This window comes from Nocardia sp. NBC_00881 (genome assembly GCF_045207455.1).
Classification (GTDB): Bacteria; Actinomycetota; Actinomycetes; order Mycobacteriales; family Mycobacteriaceae; genus Nocardia.
Genome location: NZ_CP108798.1, coordinates 860,662 through 877,416 on the forward strand (window position 1 = coordinate 860,662; position 16,755 = coordinate 877,416).

Below are 16,755 nucleotides of genomic sequence, written 5' to 3' on the forward strand. Positions count from 1 at the left end.
ACACTTTGCCTCAGCTGTCGGACGTGGCCACGGTGCTGGCTTCAGCTGGCGTGCCCGGCGATCCGGCGCCGCTCGGCGCGGTCGGCGAGCGCATCGAGGATGCGTTGCCATGCCGCCGGTGTTTCCTCGGAGATCCGGGAAGAGATCAGCTTCAGGTTCCCCGGCCGGCTGCTGTCTCGTTGGTGTTTGATCTCCCATGCGTCCAGGCGTGGATCGTGCGGATCCCAGTCGACTGATTGATCGCAGGCGAGATACAGGCGCGTCGTCTCGGGATCGTCGAAGCCGGCATTCTTGTCCCGTATCCGCTGCGGCATGGCGCGTGGATCCAGTGCCTGCATCAGAATCCACGAGTCGCGCTCGAGTCGTACCCTCCGTTCGCTGACCCCGAGACTGCGCATCCGGTTCAGGATGGCGACCACCTCGGGGGCAGGACAAGCCTTTCGCCGCTGTCCAATTCAGCGATCCGGCGGCGGTATTCGGTGAGCTGGTCGACCTTGCGTCGCAATTCGGCGTCGATGTCGGTAATGGCCGCGGCGAACTCGGTCGGCTGTGCATGCAGCAGATACGGGCCAGCGGAACACCGGCATCAGCGAGAGTCCTGATCCGAATGAGATCCACCGCCACTTGCGCGCTGTAACGGCGGTAGCCGGAGGCATCACGCTCGGGCTCGGGCAACAGACCGATGTGATGGTAGTGGCGAACGGTGCGCACGGTCACGCCGGCGGTCGCCGCGAGCTGGCTGATCGTAAGCAACCGTTCACCTCTGATCGTCGGGCATGGTCATGCCGAGTCTAGGGGCGAGCCGCCCGGTCGACGACGTAGCGGATCGCTTGGACCACGGCATCAGGGCGGTCGACGCAGAGCCGGTGGTGGGAGGTGTCGGAGAGGATCCGTTGTTTCCCGTGCGAGACCGCGCTCACCAGGGCCGCGTCCATTCTCGTCTTGGCGTCATGCATCTCTTGCCGCGCCCGCTCCGGCTGGGCGGGGTCGGCGCCCAACACGGTGAGAGCGACCACCGGGACGTCGCGGTGCAGGGCGTCCAACCAGACCAGGCCGGCCACCTCCTGCGGGTACAGCTGCGCGAACCGATGCGCGTAGAAGCCGCCCAGGGAGTGTGGCGCGAGCACGTATGGGGCGGCGATATTCAGGGCGTGCAACAGCTCGTGCAGTTCCGTGGCGACCGCGGCGGCGCTGCGCGGCAGCGGGAGGGGATCGCTGTAGCCCGTGCCGCCGCGGTCGTACACTACGGCGGTGGTGAACTGCGAAACCTGTTGCTGGACACCGAAATAGTCAAGCCCCACCGCGCTCGCGCCCGGCAGGAGCACGACGGCTGGTCCGCCACTGCCCGACCGATGCACGAAAATGCGACGGCCGTCGACCTCGTGGAACCTTCCGATCGGTGGAGCGAACTGAGCCGAGGAAGTGATGTTGTTCGTCATGCGACAAGGCTCCAACCCTGACGCAGGGTCAGGGTCAAGCCTTTCCATCGCAGTACCCGAAACGTGCGCAGGACGCACTGCCGCGGGGCGATGTGCGGACTCCGTGATCGTGCTCGGCGTTGAGTTCCCGGATGGCCCGGGCCTGCGGCGGCTTCGCCTTTATTGACTATTGCAATTCCATTGACTATCGCGATGCACTGAGCACGCTGCTTCGGCGTAGTCGGTACCGGCGAATTCGCCGACGTCCGGCAGTGACCGGTGCGGAGCTGCAGAGTCGCTATTTTACGCGGACGAACACATTTCCACTGTTGGGAAGGCATTCGATACGGGCGCTCGGAGTCCCGGGAAAAATGACCTACCGTCAGCGCCCGGGCCTCCGATCCGGCCTGACGGCTCAGCGTGAGAGGGAACCGAATGCGATGAGGATCAACCGACTATTCCGCCTCGTTATCGGGGCGATCGCCGTCACCCTCGTCGCTACCGCCTGCGGTGGCGGCAGCGACACCGCGACCACCGATGATCACGTGAGGGAGGGGAAACTGACCATCGGTATCAAGTTCGACCAACCCGGACTGGGCTTTCGTGACAAGGACGGCTCGTATCAAGGGTACGACGTCGAGATCGCCGAATACGTGGCCGGCAAGCTCGGCGTGCGGCCCGACGGCATCACCTTCGAAGAGGCGCCGACAGCTCGACGCGAGACGATGATCATGAACGGCGAGGTGGACTTCATCGTTGCCACCTACTCGATCACCGACGAACGCAAGGAGAAAGTCGACTTCGCCGGGCCGTACTTCGTGGCCGGGCAGTCTTTGCTGGTGAAAAAGGAGACCACTGATGTCATCGGTGTCGAGTCGCTGACCGGCAATAAAAAGCTCTGCTCGGTCGAAGGCTCCACCCCGGCGCAGTACGTCAAGGACAACTACGCCAAGGACGTCCAACTGGTGGAACTGGACACCTACTCGCGGTGCGTCGAAGCCCTGCGCAGCGGTTCGGTGGACGCGGTGACCACTGACGACATCATCCTCGCCGGTTTCGCTGGGCAGGCATCAGGCGAACTGAAGCTGGTCGGCAACACGTTCACCATAGAGAAGTACGGCATCGGGCTGAAGAAGGGCGATCAGCAGACCCGGGCGAGGATCAACGACGCGATCGAGGAAATGATCGCCGACGGTTCTTGGACGAAGGCGTTCGAGGAAACTATCGGTCCGCTCCGGGACTCGACGCTGACGCCGCCCACCGTCGACCGGTACTGATCGGACTCCACCGATTCCCACCGACAAGGACACACAGAAGTGATACCCGGTGGGAGGGGATGGCAGCATCCCGGAATGTGTTCATCGAGTGGTCTCGAGCGGATCGCTGTCCACGTCGGCGATAGGTGGTCTACCGTCTGTGATGAGTGCGGTGGCGTTGTCGGTTCCTCCCATCCACAGTGCGTTGTCCACCAGGGAGTCCGCGGCGAGCCGGGCTGTTGTGTTGTCCGCGAGCGTCGATTTGATCGTGGCGATACCAAGACGCCTGTGCACGCCATCGGTGCACAGCAGCAGTCTGCCGTTGCTGGATCCCGTGGCGGCGTGTCCGATGTCGGATGGACGAGTGGTGCGTATCGAGGTGGTGACGATGTGATCCATCCCGGGATCGGGCTTGCGCCCACGAGCTCGCCAGAACTCCGCGACGGTGTGGTCGGTGGTGATCTGCTGCAACACTCGCCCGTTCCATCGGTAGGCGCGACAGTCACCGACCCAAGCGATGTCGCATGGCGCGTCGGGCTGGTCGGATGCCGGAAGCACCGCGACGACCAGGACAGTGTCCGCTTCAGGCTGCGGGAATTCACGCAGCAATTCCCGTTGTGCGGCGAGGATTGCGGCTCGCGCTCCAGCGCGGGCGCCGACTCGCGCGGCGACCGCGACACAAGCCCGTGCCGCTCGCGCCGCCAGCAGATGATCTCCGACACCGTCGGCGACGACGCAGGCGATGCGACCCGTACTCGGGTCGGAGATCGCGGCGACTGCGTCGGCGTTGATGGAGCGCGGTCCACGTCTGCTCACCGAATCCCACGAGGCTCCGGCGGACCGCAGCACCTCACGACAGGTCGACGCGGCAGTCGTCATAGCACCCATGACACCCGCCACGTCGAAAATCTTTGCGACGCTGACTCTCTCACAGAGCGCGCAGAAGAATTTCCGTGTCCGTCACCCGGTTCGTCGGCTTCTGAATTCGTCATGGATCGTCCAGACCTGTTCGGTTCATGCCCATTTATCGCATGAAAGACCGGAGCGCATTCCACGACATACTCGGGTGTGCGCATCATTCGGTACCCACTTCAGCAGAACAACCGCGGTACTCGATAGGGCCGAATGGCCCTGAGAGCACATTGCCGAGACGGCATCACGGTGGCTCGCGCCGGCCATGCGCGAGGCCCGGGACGGCGCCCTGCTGTTCACCACGGGCACTACCGCTCGCACCCGATCGCGGACCATCGGGTCCACCGGCCGCCGTGACGATTCACGTCCAGGTTGCCGCTTCCTCAGAGCCAAGGGCCGAGGTCGTGGACGTCGGCGAGGAAATGGGGACGACCGGCGAGGTAGGCGGCGACCTCGGGTAGCTGCCCGTCAGGAACCTCATCGAGACCGCGCTTGAGCTGGATGTCCGCCACGAGCGCGGAGAGGAACTCGTCGGGGAGATCTGCGAAGGTCAGGCCAGTGCCGAGGTCGACGGCATGCACACACACCTCGCGCGCCCGCAGCCACGGGATCTCCGTGGCCGGCACGGTCCGGCCCTGCGCGGTGACGACCTCGGCGCGCCACTGCTCCCTGGTCAGGGCATCCATCGCGACGGCCGAGTTGCGCGCTGCCTCGTTCATCCATGCCGCCAGCTGGGTCGCGGACAGTTTCGCACCGGACTCGATGTCGGCGTTGCGCTGGTCCATCGAGGAGTACATCGGCGTGCGATCACCGGTTCTGGCCCAGTGCACGAGGTTGGCGAGTGCGTCCGCGTTGGCGGCGACGTGCGCCACGAGGTGCTTGCGCGTCCAGCCGGGCAGGGCGCTCGGCTCCGCCATCTCCTGCTCCTCCAGCATGGTCACCTGCGCGGCGAGCAGCTCCGTACCATGCTCGACCCACTTCAGCGAGTCCGCGTGCGTGCGCACCTCACGACTCCTTGACGACCTGGTTGGTGCATGCCCCGAGGCCGGCGATCTCCGTCACGACGGTCTCGCCGCCGACGAGGTGGACCTTGGGTTCACGGGCGTGGCCGACCCCGGCGGGCGTCCCGGTGGCGATCATGTCGCCCGGGTTGAGCCGGATGACGGTCGAGATGTACTGCATGAGGTGCACGGGGTCGAAGAGCAGCGTGCCGGTGTCGTCGTGCTGCATGACCTGGCCGTCGACGACCGTCTTGACCTCGAGCGCCGGGCGGACGCCGCCGACCTCGTCGGGAGTCACGACGTAGGGGCCGACGGGCGTGGAGGAGTCCCAGATCTTGCCCTGGGTCCACTCGATCGTTCGGAACTGCCAGTCGCGCACCGATACGTCGTTCATGACGGTGAAGCCCGCGATGGCGGCGGCGGCCTCGTCCTCGGTCGCCCGGCGGACCGGCTTGCCGACGATGACCACCAGTTCGACCTCCCAGTCGAGGGCGTCGGTCTCGGCGGGCTTCACGATCCGGTCGTTCGGACCGATGAGGGTGTCGGCGAACTTCGTGAAAAGGGTTGGGTAGCTCGGGAGCTCGCGACCCATCTCCTTGATGTGGTTCGTGTAGTTGTGGCCGACGCAGATCACCTTCGACGGATTGGGCACGACGGCGGCGAGGTCGGCGCCCTCGGCCCGCCAGGTCTCACCGGTGGCGGTGGCGGCGATCGTGGGCCACTCGTCCTGAGCGAAGAGCGCGCCGAGGTCGTCGTAGCCCAGGTCGACCAGGAGATCACCGTCGAGCCGGACTGCGCGGGTGCCACCGTTGACACGGAGGGTGGCGAGCTTCATCGGGTGGTCTCCTGACGGTTGAGCTGGAGCGCCTCGAAGACGGGCGCATCGGAGAAACGGAAGAGGTCGAGTGCACCGGAGTCGGAGTCGGTGTCGCCGGCCTCCGATTTGGCGGAAAAGGGCTCCCACGACGGGACAACGAACAGGTCGCCGCGGGTGACCGACCAGGTCTTGTCACCGACGGTCACCGTGCCGGAGCCGTCGAAGACCTGGTAGACCGACGACCCGGTCTCACGAACCGGTGCGGTTTCCGCGCCGCGGGTGGTCCGGTGGAACTCCGCGCGGATGGTCGGCAGTACGTCGGAGCCGTTGTGCGGGTTGGAGAAGCGGACGGCCGCGTGGCCGGGCTCGACGGTGCCACCGTACCCCTTCTTCTCCAGCAGCAGCTGGTCGTTCAGGGCGGCGTCGGTGTGCTCCCACTTGTAGGCGAGCAGCGGCGAGCCGGGGGCGACCTCGCCCACGGAGAGCGGCCGCAGGCCTGGGTGGCCCCACAGGCGCTCGGAGCGCGAGCGCTCCGAGGTGATTCGCTCGGGCTCGCTGATTTCCTCGCGACCGAACTGGAAGAACTGCGACTCGATGACGTGTTGGAATGGGATATCCAGCCCGTCGATCCATGCCATCGGCTCCGAGGTCGCGTTGTGGTGCGCGTGCCAGTTCCAGCCGGCCTGCGGCAGAAAGTCGCCGCGGCGCATCGGGACGGCGTCGCCGACGGACACCTCACCGCTGCCCCCGATCACGGTCCACACCCCCGAGCCCTCGACCACGAAACGGAAGGCGTGCTGGGTGTGGCGGTGCTCGGGGGCGTCTTCGCCGGGCATGAGGTACTGGATCGCCGCCCACAGCGTCGGGGTGGCGAACGGCCGACCGCCGAGGGTCGGGTTCGCCAGCGCGATCGCACGACGTTCACCGCCGCGGCCGACGGGGACGATGTCGCCCGCCTGCTCGGCTAGGCGGAGCAGGTTCTCCCATCGCCACAGGTGCGGCACTGCGCGCGACCGCGGATGCGCTGGCATCAGGTCACCGATCTCGGTCCACAGCGGAACGAGCAGCTCCTGCTCGAAGCCGCGGTACAGCTCCTCGAGCGCAGGAGTCACCTCCGGCTGGTCCGGCAGCGCGACCGCCTGTAAGCGGACAGGGATGTCAGTCGTGCTCATGTCGCCTACATTGACACTTGTCGCATCAGCGGAACACGAGATTCTGGACAGCGGAACGAGCAGGCATGGGCAACGCTGAACCGAAGACCCCGCCGACGTACGTCGTGACCAGTGCCGACCACGCGCTCCGGGCCGCGGTCATGCTGCAGCTGGAGGGCGGGCTCACGGTGAGCCAGGTCGCCGAGCGGCTCGGGGTGGCGCGGTCGACGGCCCACCGATTGCTGCGGACGCTCGTCTACCGCGACTTCGCCGTTCAGGACGACCAGCGTGTCTACCACCCTGGTCCGGTCCTCGAACTCGCAACGCACTCGCAGACCCGTACGTCGCGGCTCCGGACTGCTGCCCTGCCGCATCTCCAGCGGCTCGTCGACGTCGTGGGCGAGTCGGCGAACCTGACGATCCGCACGGGCGACACGACGCGGTTCATCGCAAGCGTCGAGTGTCGGCACGCCCTCCGGGTGGGTTCGCGCGAGGGTATGGTGTTCCCGGCCCACCGAACTACCGCCGGCCTGGTGCTGCTCGCGGCCCTCGACCCGGCTGAGTTGGACGAACTGTATGCCGCGGAGCGGTATGTCGAGCGCCCCGACGAACGGCCGGACGTGCCGAGCCTTCGGGCCCAGCTGACCCGCGTCCGCCGTGCCGGGTTCGCGCTCAACAACGGCCTGTCGGAGCGAGGTGTGGTCGCGATCGGAGTCCCGGTTCGGGACGCCGACGGCACGGCGCTCGCTGGCCTCTCGATCTCGATGCCGACTGTCCGCTACGACCGTCATCAGTTGCCGGCCCTCGTCGCCACGCTCCATCGAGCGGCCGGTGCCATCGAATCCGGCAGAGGCGACTGAGCGAGACATGCACTACATGGATGGAGCTACATTCTCGGCGAGGACGGGCGTCCGGCATCTCGTCGTGCTCGACAGCCCAGCGCCACCGATCAGCATTTACGTCCCGGACGGGGAAAGTCATTCGCTGCTCCATGAGAGCACGCAGTCCGGGCGTGTGCTGCTCGGAAACTCTCCGTCCGCGGTCGGCGGGAACATCGAAGGCGCATCGACACTCGACATCAGCAGGTCGGTACCGACCGTTAGTGGTATCGAATCACACGCTGACAGCCCAGTGCTCGCCGTCGTCCACGTGCCCCGAAGCCTGCCCGGCGCCGAACCAACGCGACTGAATAGCTCTACCCATCCGACGACCACCGCGGCCCCCTGCGCTTCCCGGCTGTGGTCAGCGCCGAAACAAACGTCGGATGCGCCCGCGCATACCAGAGGCGTCCCGCGGTGCCGGAGGGGTGCTTTCGGCAGCGGCCTGAGCCGGCGTCGCTCGGGCGAATCGCAGGTGTAGTTGTTCGCGGACCTGATCTGGGGTGTAGGCACGGCGGCGGCGATCGGCGCGCACGATCACCACACCGGTGGCGACCACACCGGCCGCACCCGCCAATCCCACTGCCTTCCACCACCTCATACCGCATAGGCTACTGCCATGACGGGTGCGGGCATCAGTCTGGACCGAGCGCTCGAGCTCACCAGAACTGGCGACATTTGGCTGTTCCGTGGTCATTCGGCAGTCGACCGGGCGATCCGGATGACGACGAACAGTCCGGTGAATCATGTCGGTATGTCGGTCGTGATCGACGATCTGCCCGCATTGATCTGGCATGCGGAGCTCGGCCGGTCTCTGCCCGACATGTGGTCGGGAGTCGCGCACCGTGGCGTTCAGTTGCACAATCTGCGCGATGCTGTACTGGTGTGGGCGCACCGCTACGGTCAGCAGGCATGGTTGCGCCAATTGAACCGTCCGGCCACCCAAGAGATGGAAGACAGCCTGCTGCGCACCATTGCCCGGCTCGACGGAACCCCGTTCCCATCCACCGCCGGTCTCGCCGGGCGCTGGCTACGCGGCCGGGCGCGCCTGCCGCGCCACAAGCTGCGCCAGGCAGCCGCCCGCGAGTTGGAGAGCGCGTATTGCGCGGAGATCGTGGCTGTGACATACCAGGCGATGGGACTGCTGCCGCAGCACCGCAGCCCCAACTGGTATGACCCCGGGCGATTCTGGAGCGGAGACGGGCTACAGCTGTCCGGTGACTACGAACTGGGTGGCGAAATAGTCGTCCGGACACCCGCCGGGACACACTCCTGACCACCGAGTTCCGCGACGCGAAACGCCGTGGCCGCTCACGCAGCAGCGCCGGCAGATCCCGCCGCTATGTGTGCTCGACCAGCGGTGACCGGGCTCGATTCGGGCGAACGAAGTCTTGGCCGCGGCCTGCTCAGGAGCGAGCGTTTGCACGAGTTGCGAGAACCCGATACCGCTGGCAAGCTGCTGCTCAGCAGGCAACATGGGCGCCTCTGTTGCTGCCTGCTCGGCGAAGAGAGATGTTGGATGAGTGCTGATTTCGTCTTCTGGGAAGTAGGGCACCGGCCGCGGGGCTCGAGTCGGGCAAGACCTATGACACTTCCGGCGTACCTTTCACCGCAGTGAAAGGAGTCTCGGTTCACCAAGGGGTTGTCAAGCGGTCGAATCAATCGGTATTCGGCGAGTCGCCGCCTCGGAACCGACACCTGACCGACCGATATCAATAGCCCGATGGCCCCGCTCGCCGTCGGGCTTCTTCGACGACACTGAATACGCTGGATTTGGATGTGACACCGTGGACACAAGCGCTGGCGATTCGTCCGCACGCATGTTTGAGTACCTGAAAAAGTACACCGTCGAGCTAATGGAGACTCGCGACGAGCTGACAAAGTTACGGGCGCGGATCGACGAGCCGATTGCGATCGTGGGGATGAGCTGCCGGTATCCGGGTGGCGTCGAGTCGCCGGGACAGTTGTGGGATCTGGTGCACTCCGGTTCGGATGCCGTGGGCGGGTTTCCGGTGGACCGGGGTTGGGATGTAAAGGGGTTGTTCGATCCCGATCCCGACCGGTTCGGGAAGACATACACGCGGGAGGGCGGTTTCCTTTCCGGGATCAGTGATTTCGATGCGGGGTTTTTCGGGATCGGTCCGCGTGAAGCGTCGGCGATGGATCCGCAACAACGGCTGATGCTGGAGGTGTCCTGGGCGGCCTTGGAGGACGCGGGTATCGATCCGACCTCGTTGCGCGGCAGCGACACCGGCGTAATCGCGGGCGTGATGCATGCTGACTATCAGCATATGGCCATGGCGGCGGGTCCGGTTGCCGAGGGGTACGCGGGTACCGGGTCGGCGGGCAGCGTGGTGTCGGGTCGGGTTGCGTACACGTTGGGTTTGGAGGGCCCGGCGTTGTCGGTGGACACCGCGTGTTCGTCGTCGTTGGTGGCGATTCACGTGGCCTGCCAGGCCTTGCGGCGCGGGGAGACGTCACTGGTGTTGGCGGGCGGTGTGACCGTGATGTCGACGCCGTTGTCGTTTGTGGAGTTTTCCCGGCAGCGGGCTTTGTCACGCGATGGGCGGTGCAAGGCGTTTTCGGCATCGGCGGATGGAGCGGGGTGGGCCGAGGGGGTGGGTGTGCTTGTGCTGGAGCGCTTGTCGGATGCACAGCGTTTGGGGCATGAGGTTTTGGCGGTGGTTCGTGGTAGCGCGGTGAATCAGGACGGCGCGTCGAATGGTTTGACTGCGCCTAATGGTCCGTCCCAGGAGCGGGTGATCGGTGCGGCGTTGGCGGCGGCGGGGTTGGAGCCGGGGGATGTGGATGCGGTGGAAGCGCATGGGACGGGGACGCCGTTGGGTGATCCGATCGAGGCCCAGGCGTTGATCGCGACGTATGGGCAGGGTCGTGCGGTGCCGCTGTGGGTGGGGTCGTTGAAGTCGAATATCGGGCATTCGCAGGCGGCCGCGGGTGTGGGTGGGGTGATCAAGATGGTACAAGCCATGCGGCACGAGACATTGCCGCGCACATTGCATGTGGATGTGCCGTCGCCGCATGTGGATTGGTCGGCAGGCACGGTCCGGTTGTTGACCGAGGCCCAGCCGTGGCGTGTGGGTGAGCGGGTGCGGCGGGCGGGAGTGTCCTCGTTCGGAATCAGCGGTACCAACGCGCACATTGTTCTCGAGGAAGCACCCTTGCCAGTTGTCTCCTCGGTCGAGGATGACGCGGTTCCCACGGCCACGGTGGATGTTCTGCCGTTGCTGGTGTCGGCGAAGTCTGGTGCTGCGTTGCGCGCCCAGGCGAATCGGTTGCGGCAATGGCTGATCGACCATCCGGCTGCGGACCTGTGGAGCGTGGCGTCATCGCTGATCGAGACCAGGGCGAAGTGGGATCGCCGCGCTGTGGTGGTCGGCGGCGATCGGGGGCAGTTGGTATCGGGCCTGGCGGAGTTGGCGAGCGGTTCGTCGTCGCCAGGAGTGGTCGAGGGAACGGCCGGGGCGGGCAAGACGGCGTTTCTGTTTACCGGTCAGGGTGCGCAGCGGGTGGGGATGGGGGCGGAGCTGGCTGCGGCGTTCCCGGTGTTCGCGGAGACGTTGGACGCGGTGTGCGCGGAGTTCGACCGGTTGCTCGGTGGTTCGTTGCGGCAGGTGATGTTCGCCGATGCTGTATTCGATGGTCGGATCCAGGCGGGCTCCGCTCCTCGTTCCTGCGATGCTCACCCGGCTTCCGCCTCCGAAGGACTGTTGGATCGGACGGAGTTCACGCAGCCGGCGTTGTTCGCGTTCGAGGTGGCGTTGTTCCGGCTGTTGGAGTCGTTCGGTGTGACTCCGGATGTGCTGGTCGGGCATTCGATCGGGGAGTTGGCCGCAGCGTATGTGGCGGGGGTGTGGTCACTCGCGGATGCGTGTGTGCTGGTGGCGGCACGGGGTCGTTTGATGGGTGCGTTGCCGGAGGGCGGGGCGATGGTGGCGGTCGCTGTGACGGAGCAGCGTGCCGTAGAGATCGTGGCGCTGTATGGGAATCGACTGTCGGTCGCGGCGGTGAACGGTCCGTCGTCGGTGGTGCTGTCCGGTGATAATGACGCCGTCGACGAGGCGGCGCGAACCTTGTCCGACCAGGGGGTCGAGACGTCACGATTGCGGGTCAGCCACGCGTTCCATTCGGCGCGGATGGACCCGATGCTGGTCGAATTCCATGCTGTAGCCGAAAGTTTGACCTATCGCGCGCCGACCGTCACGATCTTCTCGACCGTCTCGGGTGCGCAGGCAGCCGATGAGGTGTGTGAGCCGAAGTATTGGGTCGAGCAGGTGCGCGAGTGTGTGCGATTCGCGCCGAGTGTGGACGCTCTCGTGCGGGCTGGAATACGACGATTCGTGGAGGTGGGGCCGGACGCGGTGCTGGCCTCGATGACTCGCCGGTGCCTGGCCGAATACCCGGACATCGAGGCGGACTCTGTGGTGGCTGCCGGGTCTCGACGCTCGGTCGACGAGGTGACGCAGTGTGTGACAATGCTGGGGCAAGCACACACCGCTGGTATCGAGGTGGACTGGCGACCATTGTTCAGGGGCCGGGCGCTGCGCCGGATGTCCTTGCCCACCTACGCGTTCCAGCGCCAACGGTACTGGTTGAAGCCATTCGGTGGTGGTTCTTCGGCGGGGTCATCGGATCATCCGCTCCTCACCAGCGGCGTGCCGTTGGCGGGCAAGGACGAATGGCTGTTCACGGGTCGGGTGTCAGTGCGTACTCATCCGTGGCTCGCGGATCACGCGGCTTTCGGTTCGGTGCTGTTGCCCGGGACCGGTTTTGTGGAACTGGCGCTGGCCGCGGGCGCGAAGGCGGGCGCGGAGTTCGTCGAGGAGCTGTTGCTGGAAGCGCCACTGCTGTTGGCGGACGACACTGCAGTAGATATTCAAATCGGCGTCGAACCCGCCGACGGTGCGGGCCGGCGTCGGTTCGTGATCCATTCCCGTGTTGTCTCTGATGAGAATTACAATGTGGCCGAATGGGTTTCGCATGCCAACGGCATGCTGACGCCGGTTGCGGAGGCCGCTCCGGCGTGGGTCGAATCGGCGGTTTCCGGAGGTTGGCCGCCCGACGGCGTCGATCCTGTGTCGATTGATGGGCTGTACGACCAGTTGGCGGACATGGGGATCGGCTACGGTTCGGTGTTCCAGGGGGTCAGGTCGGTCTGGCGTGACGGTGACGATCTGCTCGCCGAGGTGTCGCTCGATGGCGAATCCGGCGATCAGGCAGCGCTGTTCGGGATACATCCCGCGTTGTTGGATGCCGCCTTTCACCCGCTGATCACCGAATTCGCGCACGACGTGCCGGCGGGGCAGCTGCCGTTGCCGTTCTCGTTCGGCGGAGTGCGGCTGTATCGCAGTGGGGTGACGGCCGTGCGCATGCGGCTGGTGCGATTGGACGCCGGGCGGATGCGGGTGGTCGCCTTCGACGACGCCGGTGCACCGGTGCTGAGCCTCGATTCGGTGGTCGTCCGTCTCGTGGACGCCACGACGCTGAACAAGGGCGCCGGGCGTGGTGTATCGCTGTTCGAAGTCGAATGGATGGCGGTGCCGGGTGACTCCGGGGCGGAAGTGCGGTCGTTGGATAAGAGCACTCCAAGGCAGATTGCGATGCTCGGTGTCGATAACACCGGACTCGCGGGGTTGCTCGACGGTGGAGTGGTGCCGGAGCTGGTCGTGTGGTCACCCAGCGGTGACGGTGATGTGGTGGCCCGGACGCGCGTGTGGCTGCGATCGACGTTGGAGCTGTTGCAGGAGTGGCAGAGTCGGGAGCGGCTCAGCGACTCGCGACTGGTCGTGCTGACGCGGGGAGCGACAGGTCAAGCGCCGGATCCGGCGGGCGCAGCCGTGCGGGGTTTGGTGGGCAGTGCTCAATTCGAGCATCCGGGGCGGTTCATTCTCCTCGACGCAGGTGTCGAGGAGAGCCTGACAGCCGACATGATCGCCGCAGTGGTCGGTTCGGACGAGCCGCAGCTGGCCGTGCGCGGCGGCGCCATCCAGGTGCCGAGGTTGCGGCGGCACGCCGAATCGGCCGCGGCGACGGGGCGGGGAGCGTCAGGGTCGCAGGCGGCAGTCTCCACAACCATGGAGGCCCACGCGGACACCGTCATCGAAGCCGCTTCGGCGTTCGGGGCGGGTGCGGTGTTGATCACCGGTGGCACTGGCGGTTTGGGAGCACTGGTCGCTCGGCATGTCGTCGAAGTGCATGGTGTGCGCCGGTTGGTGTTGGTGTCGCGGCGAGGTATGCAGGCCGACGGGGTAGCCGAGTTGGTGGGCGAGTTGACGGCGTCCGGCGCGCAGATTCGGGTGGCGGCCTGCGATGTGAGCGATCGTGCCGCGCTGGCGGCGCTGCTGGCGGAGTTGCCGGACGAGTTCGTGCCGAGCGCGGTGATCCATTCGGCGGGCGTGGTCGATGACGGTACCGTCGAGACCCTGACCGCCGAGCAGCTGAACCGGGTGCTGGCGTCGAAGGCGGAGGCTGCGTGGCATCTGCACGAGTTGACCGAGGGCGTGGATCTCTCGGCGTTCGTGTTGTTCTCATCGATTATGGGGGTGATGGGTTCGCCGGGGCAGGGCAACTATGCCGCGGCGAACGCGTTCCTGGACGCGCTGGCTGCGCACCGGCGGGCGGCGGGCCTGCCCGCGGTGTCGATCGCGTGGGGATCGTGGAACCAGGGCAGCGGCATGACCAGCGGTCTGGACAGCGTGGCGATGGCGCGGATGGCCGGAACAGGGGTGCGCCCGCTGGAGACCTGGGATGGTTTGGCGTTGTTCGATCGCGCCATCGCCGCAGTGGCGCCAGCGGTGGTCGGGATAGAACTCGACACCGAGGTGCTGTCGGCGCAGGCGCGCAGTGGAACTCTGCCGAGTATGTTTCATTCGATCGTCACGGTGCCGGTGCGGCGCGCGGCGGACAATGGCGGGACATTGGTGCGGCGGTTGGCCGCCGCACCAGCGCAGGATCACACGGCGATTGTGCTCGACGTTGTTCGTGAGCAGGTCGCCGGTGTGTTGGGACATATCTCCGCTGATGCTATCGATCCGGATGCGCCGTTCACCGAGCTCGGGTTCGATTCGTTGGCTGGGGTGGAGCTTCGTAACCGGCTCGCCAAAACCTGTGATGTGCGATTGCCGTCGACAGTGGTGTTCGACTATCCCACTGCGGCGGCGTTGGCGGCGTTCGTGCTGTCCCGGGTCGATGTTGCGGCAGCGCCCGCGAGTCCCCGGCGCGTGGTCGAGCCGAGCGCATCAGGCTCCGGCGCGGTGGCATCGGCGATGGTGCCGTTGCTGATATCGGCGAAATCCGAAGCGGGAGTGCGTGCGCAGGCGGCTCGACTGCGTGAGTGGTTGTCGGTGCATCCGGACGTGGAACCGGTGGACGTGGCCCATTCGCTGCTGACCGGGCTAGGCCGCATGCAGTGGCGCGGGGCGGTCGTCGCAGCTGACCGGAATACCATGCTGGCCCGGTTGGCCGATCTGGCAGAAGGTCTGCCGGGATCGGCTGTGCCGGGTGTGGCCGAGGGTGTGCCGGTCGACGGGAAGATCGCGTTCTTGTTCACCGGGGAAGGTGCGCAACGGGTCGGTATGGGTGCCGGGTTGTATGCGGCGTTTCCGGTGTTCGCGTCAGCGTTCGACGAGCTGTGCGCCGAGTTCGACCGGCTGCTGAATGTTTCGTTGAAGGACATCGTCTTCGGTGATGTGGGCGAAGCCGGGGTGGACCGAACTGCGTGGCCGCATCGGACGGAGTACACGCAGCCGGCACTGTTCGCGTACGAGGTGGCGTTGTTCCGGCTGGTCGAGTCGTTCGGGATCACTGCGGATGTGCTCATCGGGCATTCGCTCGGCGAGTTGGTTGCCGCGTACGTGGCTGGGATGTGGTCGCCGGCCGATGCCTGCGCGTTGGTTGTGGCGCGGGATCGGTTGACGGGGACACCGTCCACCGATGGCGCGATGGATCCCATGCTGCCGGAATTCGACGCCGTGGCCGACCGGGTGACCTACCGCCGACCACTGTTGCCGGTGGTGTCCACCGTGTTCGGCATGGTCGCGGGCGTGGCTGCCGCCAAACCGATGTACTGGGTCGGTCACGCACGCGACCGGGTTCGTTTCGAGGCCGGGGTAGACGCCATGGTGGACATGGGTGTGCGGCGTTTCCTGGAAATCGGGCCGGACGAAGTGCTGGTGCCGATGACCCGGCAGTGCTTAGCCGGTCGGCCCGGGGATGTCGCGCCGCTGGTCGCGGCGGCGGGCCGCCGCGGTGTCGACGAGGTGACGCAATTTCTGACATTCCTCGCGCACGCTCACCATGCGGGGATCGACGTGGATTGGGGGCCGTTGTTCGCGGGTCGGGCTCCGGTGCGGGTCTCGTTGCCGATGCCGGACACCACAGTGGAAACCGGGACTCGGGACTGGCTCACCGATCTGGTCGTGGCCGCGCACCGGCGCGGGCGAGTCGACACCGCGATACCGATGTTGCTGGAGATCGCCAAGCTCGCCGAGACCTTCACCACCATCGACGATCTGCCGGTTCTCCCGACCCCGATACCGCTGAGCAGAGGGACGGAGCGAAGCTTGCGGAGCGACCGTGCTCCAGTCGGCCCTTCGTTGATCTGTGTTCCGTCGTTCATGGTCGGGACCGGACCGCATATGTTCGGTCGGCTGGCGCGTGAGCTCGGCGCCGACTACCCGATAACTGTGCTGCGCCTGCCGGGAACCCGGTCCGGGGAATTGTTGCCCAGGTCGTGGGAGGGGTTGCTGGATTGCCTCGCGGCGATTGTGGAAGAAGCCGGGGACTCGCGACCGGTCGTTCTCGTCGGCTATTCGGCGGGTGGTGCGATCGCGCAGGCGTTGGCGCATCGCCTCGAGAAGAATGGGCACGGTCCCGCGGCGGTGATATTGCTCGACCCCTATTCGCCTGACGATGCGGAGCAACGTAGGCGGGTGTTCGTGAGTGCGATGGGCTCGCTGCTCGATCTCGGCGACGAGATGACCGAGATCGGTGACCACGGCCTGGTCGCCATGGCCAAGTACATGCAGATATTCGACGAACGGCAACCCGCGTCGATCGTCGCGCCGATGTTGAGCCTGAGTGCGGCAACGCCGTTGCCCGGAGGGGAGCTCGTCGAGCGGGTGCCGGCCTGGCTGCACACGGGCGAGACGGTGGAGATCGACGCGGACCACTTCTCGATCATCGGAGGGAAGTCCTCCGGAGTGGCGGAGGAGATACGGCGCTGGCTCGAGGCGAAGGTGCGGGCCGATGGTTGAAGCAGCGAATGCGATTGCCCCCGCGCTGCGAGACGGCGGCCCGAGGAGGC

Annotated in this window: 10 protein-coding genes and 2 pseudogenes; 4 read left to right on the forward strand and 8 right to left on the reverse strand. The window is 66.2% G+C overall.

Translation table 11 applies throughout. The features are described 5' to 3' along the window. Window positions 1–41: 41 nt before the first annotated feature. The 3 genes and pseudogenes from OH799_RS03405 to OH799_RS03415 form a co-directional block, all read right to left on the reverse strand. Complete coding sequence (locus OH799_RS03405; RefSeq protein WP_406275575.1) at window positions 42–398, reverse strand: hypothetical protein; 357 nt, start codon at window positions 396–398, stop codon at window positions 42–44. A gap of 223 nt (window positions 399–621) precedes the next feature. Beyond that, window positions 622–717: pseudogene (locus OH799_RS03410) on the reverse strand (MerR family transcriptional regulator); the annotation flags it as partial. Between the two features lie 74 nt (window positions 718–791). Then, window positions 792–1,439 (reverse strand): alpha/beta fold hydrolase, encoded by a 648-nt coding sequence (locus tag OH799_RS03415; RefSeq protein ID WP_406275578.1) that lies wholly within the window; start codon window positions 1,437–1,439, stop codon window positions 792–794. A 419-nt stretch (window positions 1,440–1,858) separates the two neighbouring features. On the opposite strand from OH799_RS03415, the gene OH799_RS03420 reads away from it, so the two are divergent. Continuing rightward, window positions 1,859–2,695 carry a glutamate ABC transporter substrate-binding protein gene (locus tag OH799_RS03420; protein WP_406275581.1) on the forward strand — a complete coding sequence of 279 codons (837 nt, stop codon included), beginning with the start codon at window positions 1,859–1,861 and terminating at the stop codon, window positions 2,693–2,695. An 81-nt stretch (window positions 2,696–2,776) separates the two neighbouring features. On the opposite strand, the gene OH799_RS03425 is transcribed toward OH799_RS03420, so the two are convergent. The 4 genes from OH799_RS03425 to OH799_RS03440 form a co-directional block, all read right to left on the reverse strand. Next, a complete protein-coding gene (locus OH799_RS03425) occupies window positions 2,777–3,553 on the reverse strand; it encodes a PP2C family protein-serine/threonine phosphatase (RefSeq protein ID WP_406275583.1) in 777 nt (258 codons plus the stop codon). Between the two features lie 416 nt (window positions 3,554–3,969). Further along, entirely contained in the window at window positions 3,970–4,590 is a 621-nt protein-coding gene (locus OH799_RS03430; RefSeq protein WP_406275587.1) for a maleylpyruvate isomerase family mycothiol-dependent enzyme, read from the reverse strand. A 1-nt stretch (window position 4,591) separates the two neighbouring features. After that, complete coding sequence (locus OH799_RS03435; RefSeq protein ID WP_406275590.1) at window positions 4,592–5,422, reverse strand: fumarylacetoacetate hydrolase family protein; 831 nt, start codon at window positions 5,420–5,422, stop codon at window positions 4,592–4,594. After that, window positions 5,419–6,576 carry a cupin domain-containing protein gene (locus OH799_RS03440; RefSeq protein WP_406275593.1) on the reverse strand — a complete coding sequence of 386 codons (1,158 nt, stop codon included), beginning with the start codon at window positions 6,574–6,576 and terminating at the stop codon, window positions 5,419–5,421. The genes OH799_RS03435 and OH799_RS03440 overlap by 4 nt, the downstream gene beginning before the upstream one ends. A 65-nt stretch (window positions 6,577–6,641) precedes the next feature. Between OH799_RS03440 and OH799_RS03445 the strand changes: the two genes are divergently transcribed. After that, window positions 6,642–7,415: an IclR family transcriptional regulator gene (locus OH799_RS03445; RefSeq protein ID WP_406275596.1), complete on the forward strand. Its 774-nt coding sequence runs from the start codon at window positions 6,642–6,644 to the stop codon at window positions 7,413–7,415. A 382-nt stretch (window positions 7,416–7,797) separates the two neighbouring features. Here OH799_RS03445 and OH799_RS03450 read toward each other — a convergent pair whose 3' ends face one another. Further along, window positions 7,798–8,034, reverse strand: a complete 237-nt coding sequence (locus tag OH799_RS03450; RefSeq protein WP_406275599.1) for a hypothetical protein — start codon at window positions 8,032–8,034, stop codon at window positions 7,798–7,800. A gap of 18 nt (window positions 8,035–8,052) precedes the next feature. On the opposite strand from OH799_RS03450, the gene OH799_RS03455 reads away from it, so the two are divergent. Further along, on the forward strand, window positions 8,053–8,709 hold the full coding sequence (locus tag OH799_RS03455) for a hypothetical protein (RefSeq protein WP_406275602.1): 657 nt from the start codon (window positions 8,053–8,055) through the stop codon (window positions 8,707–8,709). Window positions 8,710–9,250: 541 nt separating this feature from the next. Further along, window positions 9,251–16,705 (forward strand): annotated as a pseudogene (locus tag OH799_RS03460) (alpha/beta fold hydrolase); the annotation flags it as partial. Window positions 16,706–16,755: the final 50 nt, after the last annotated feature.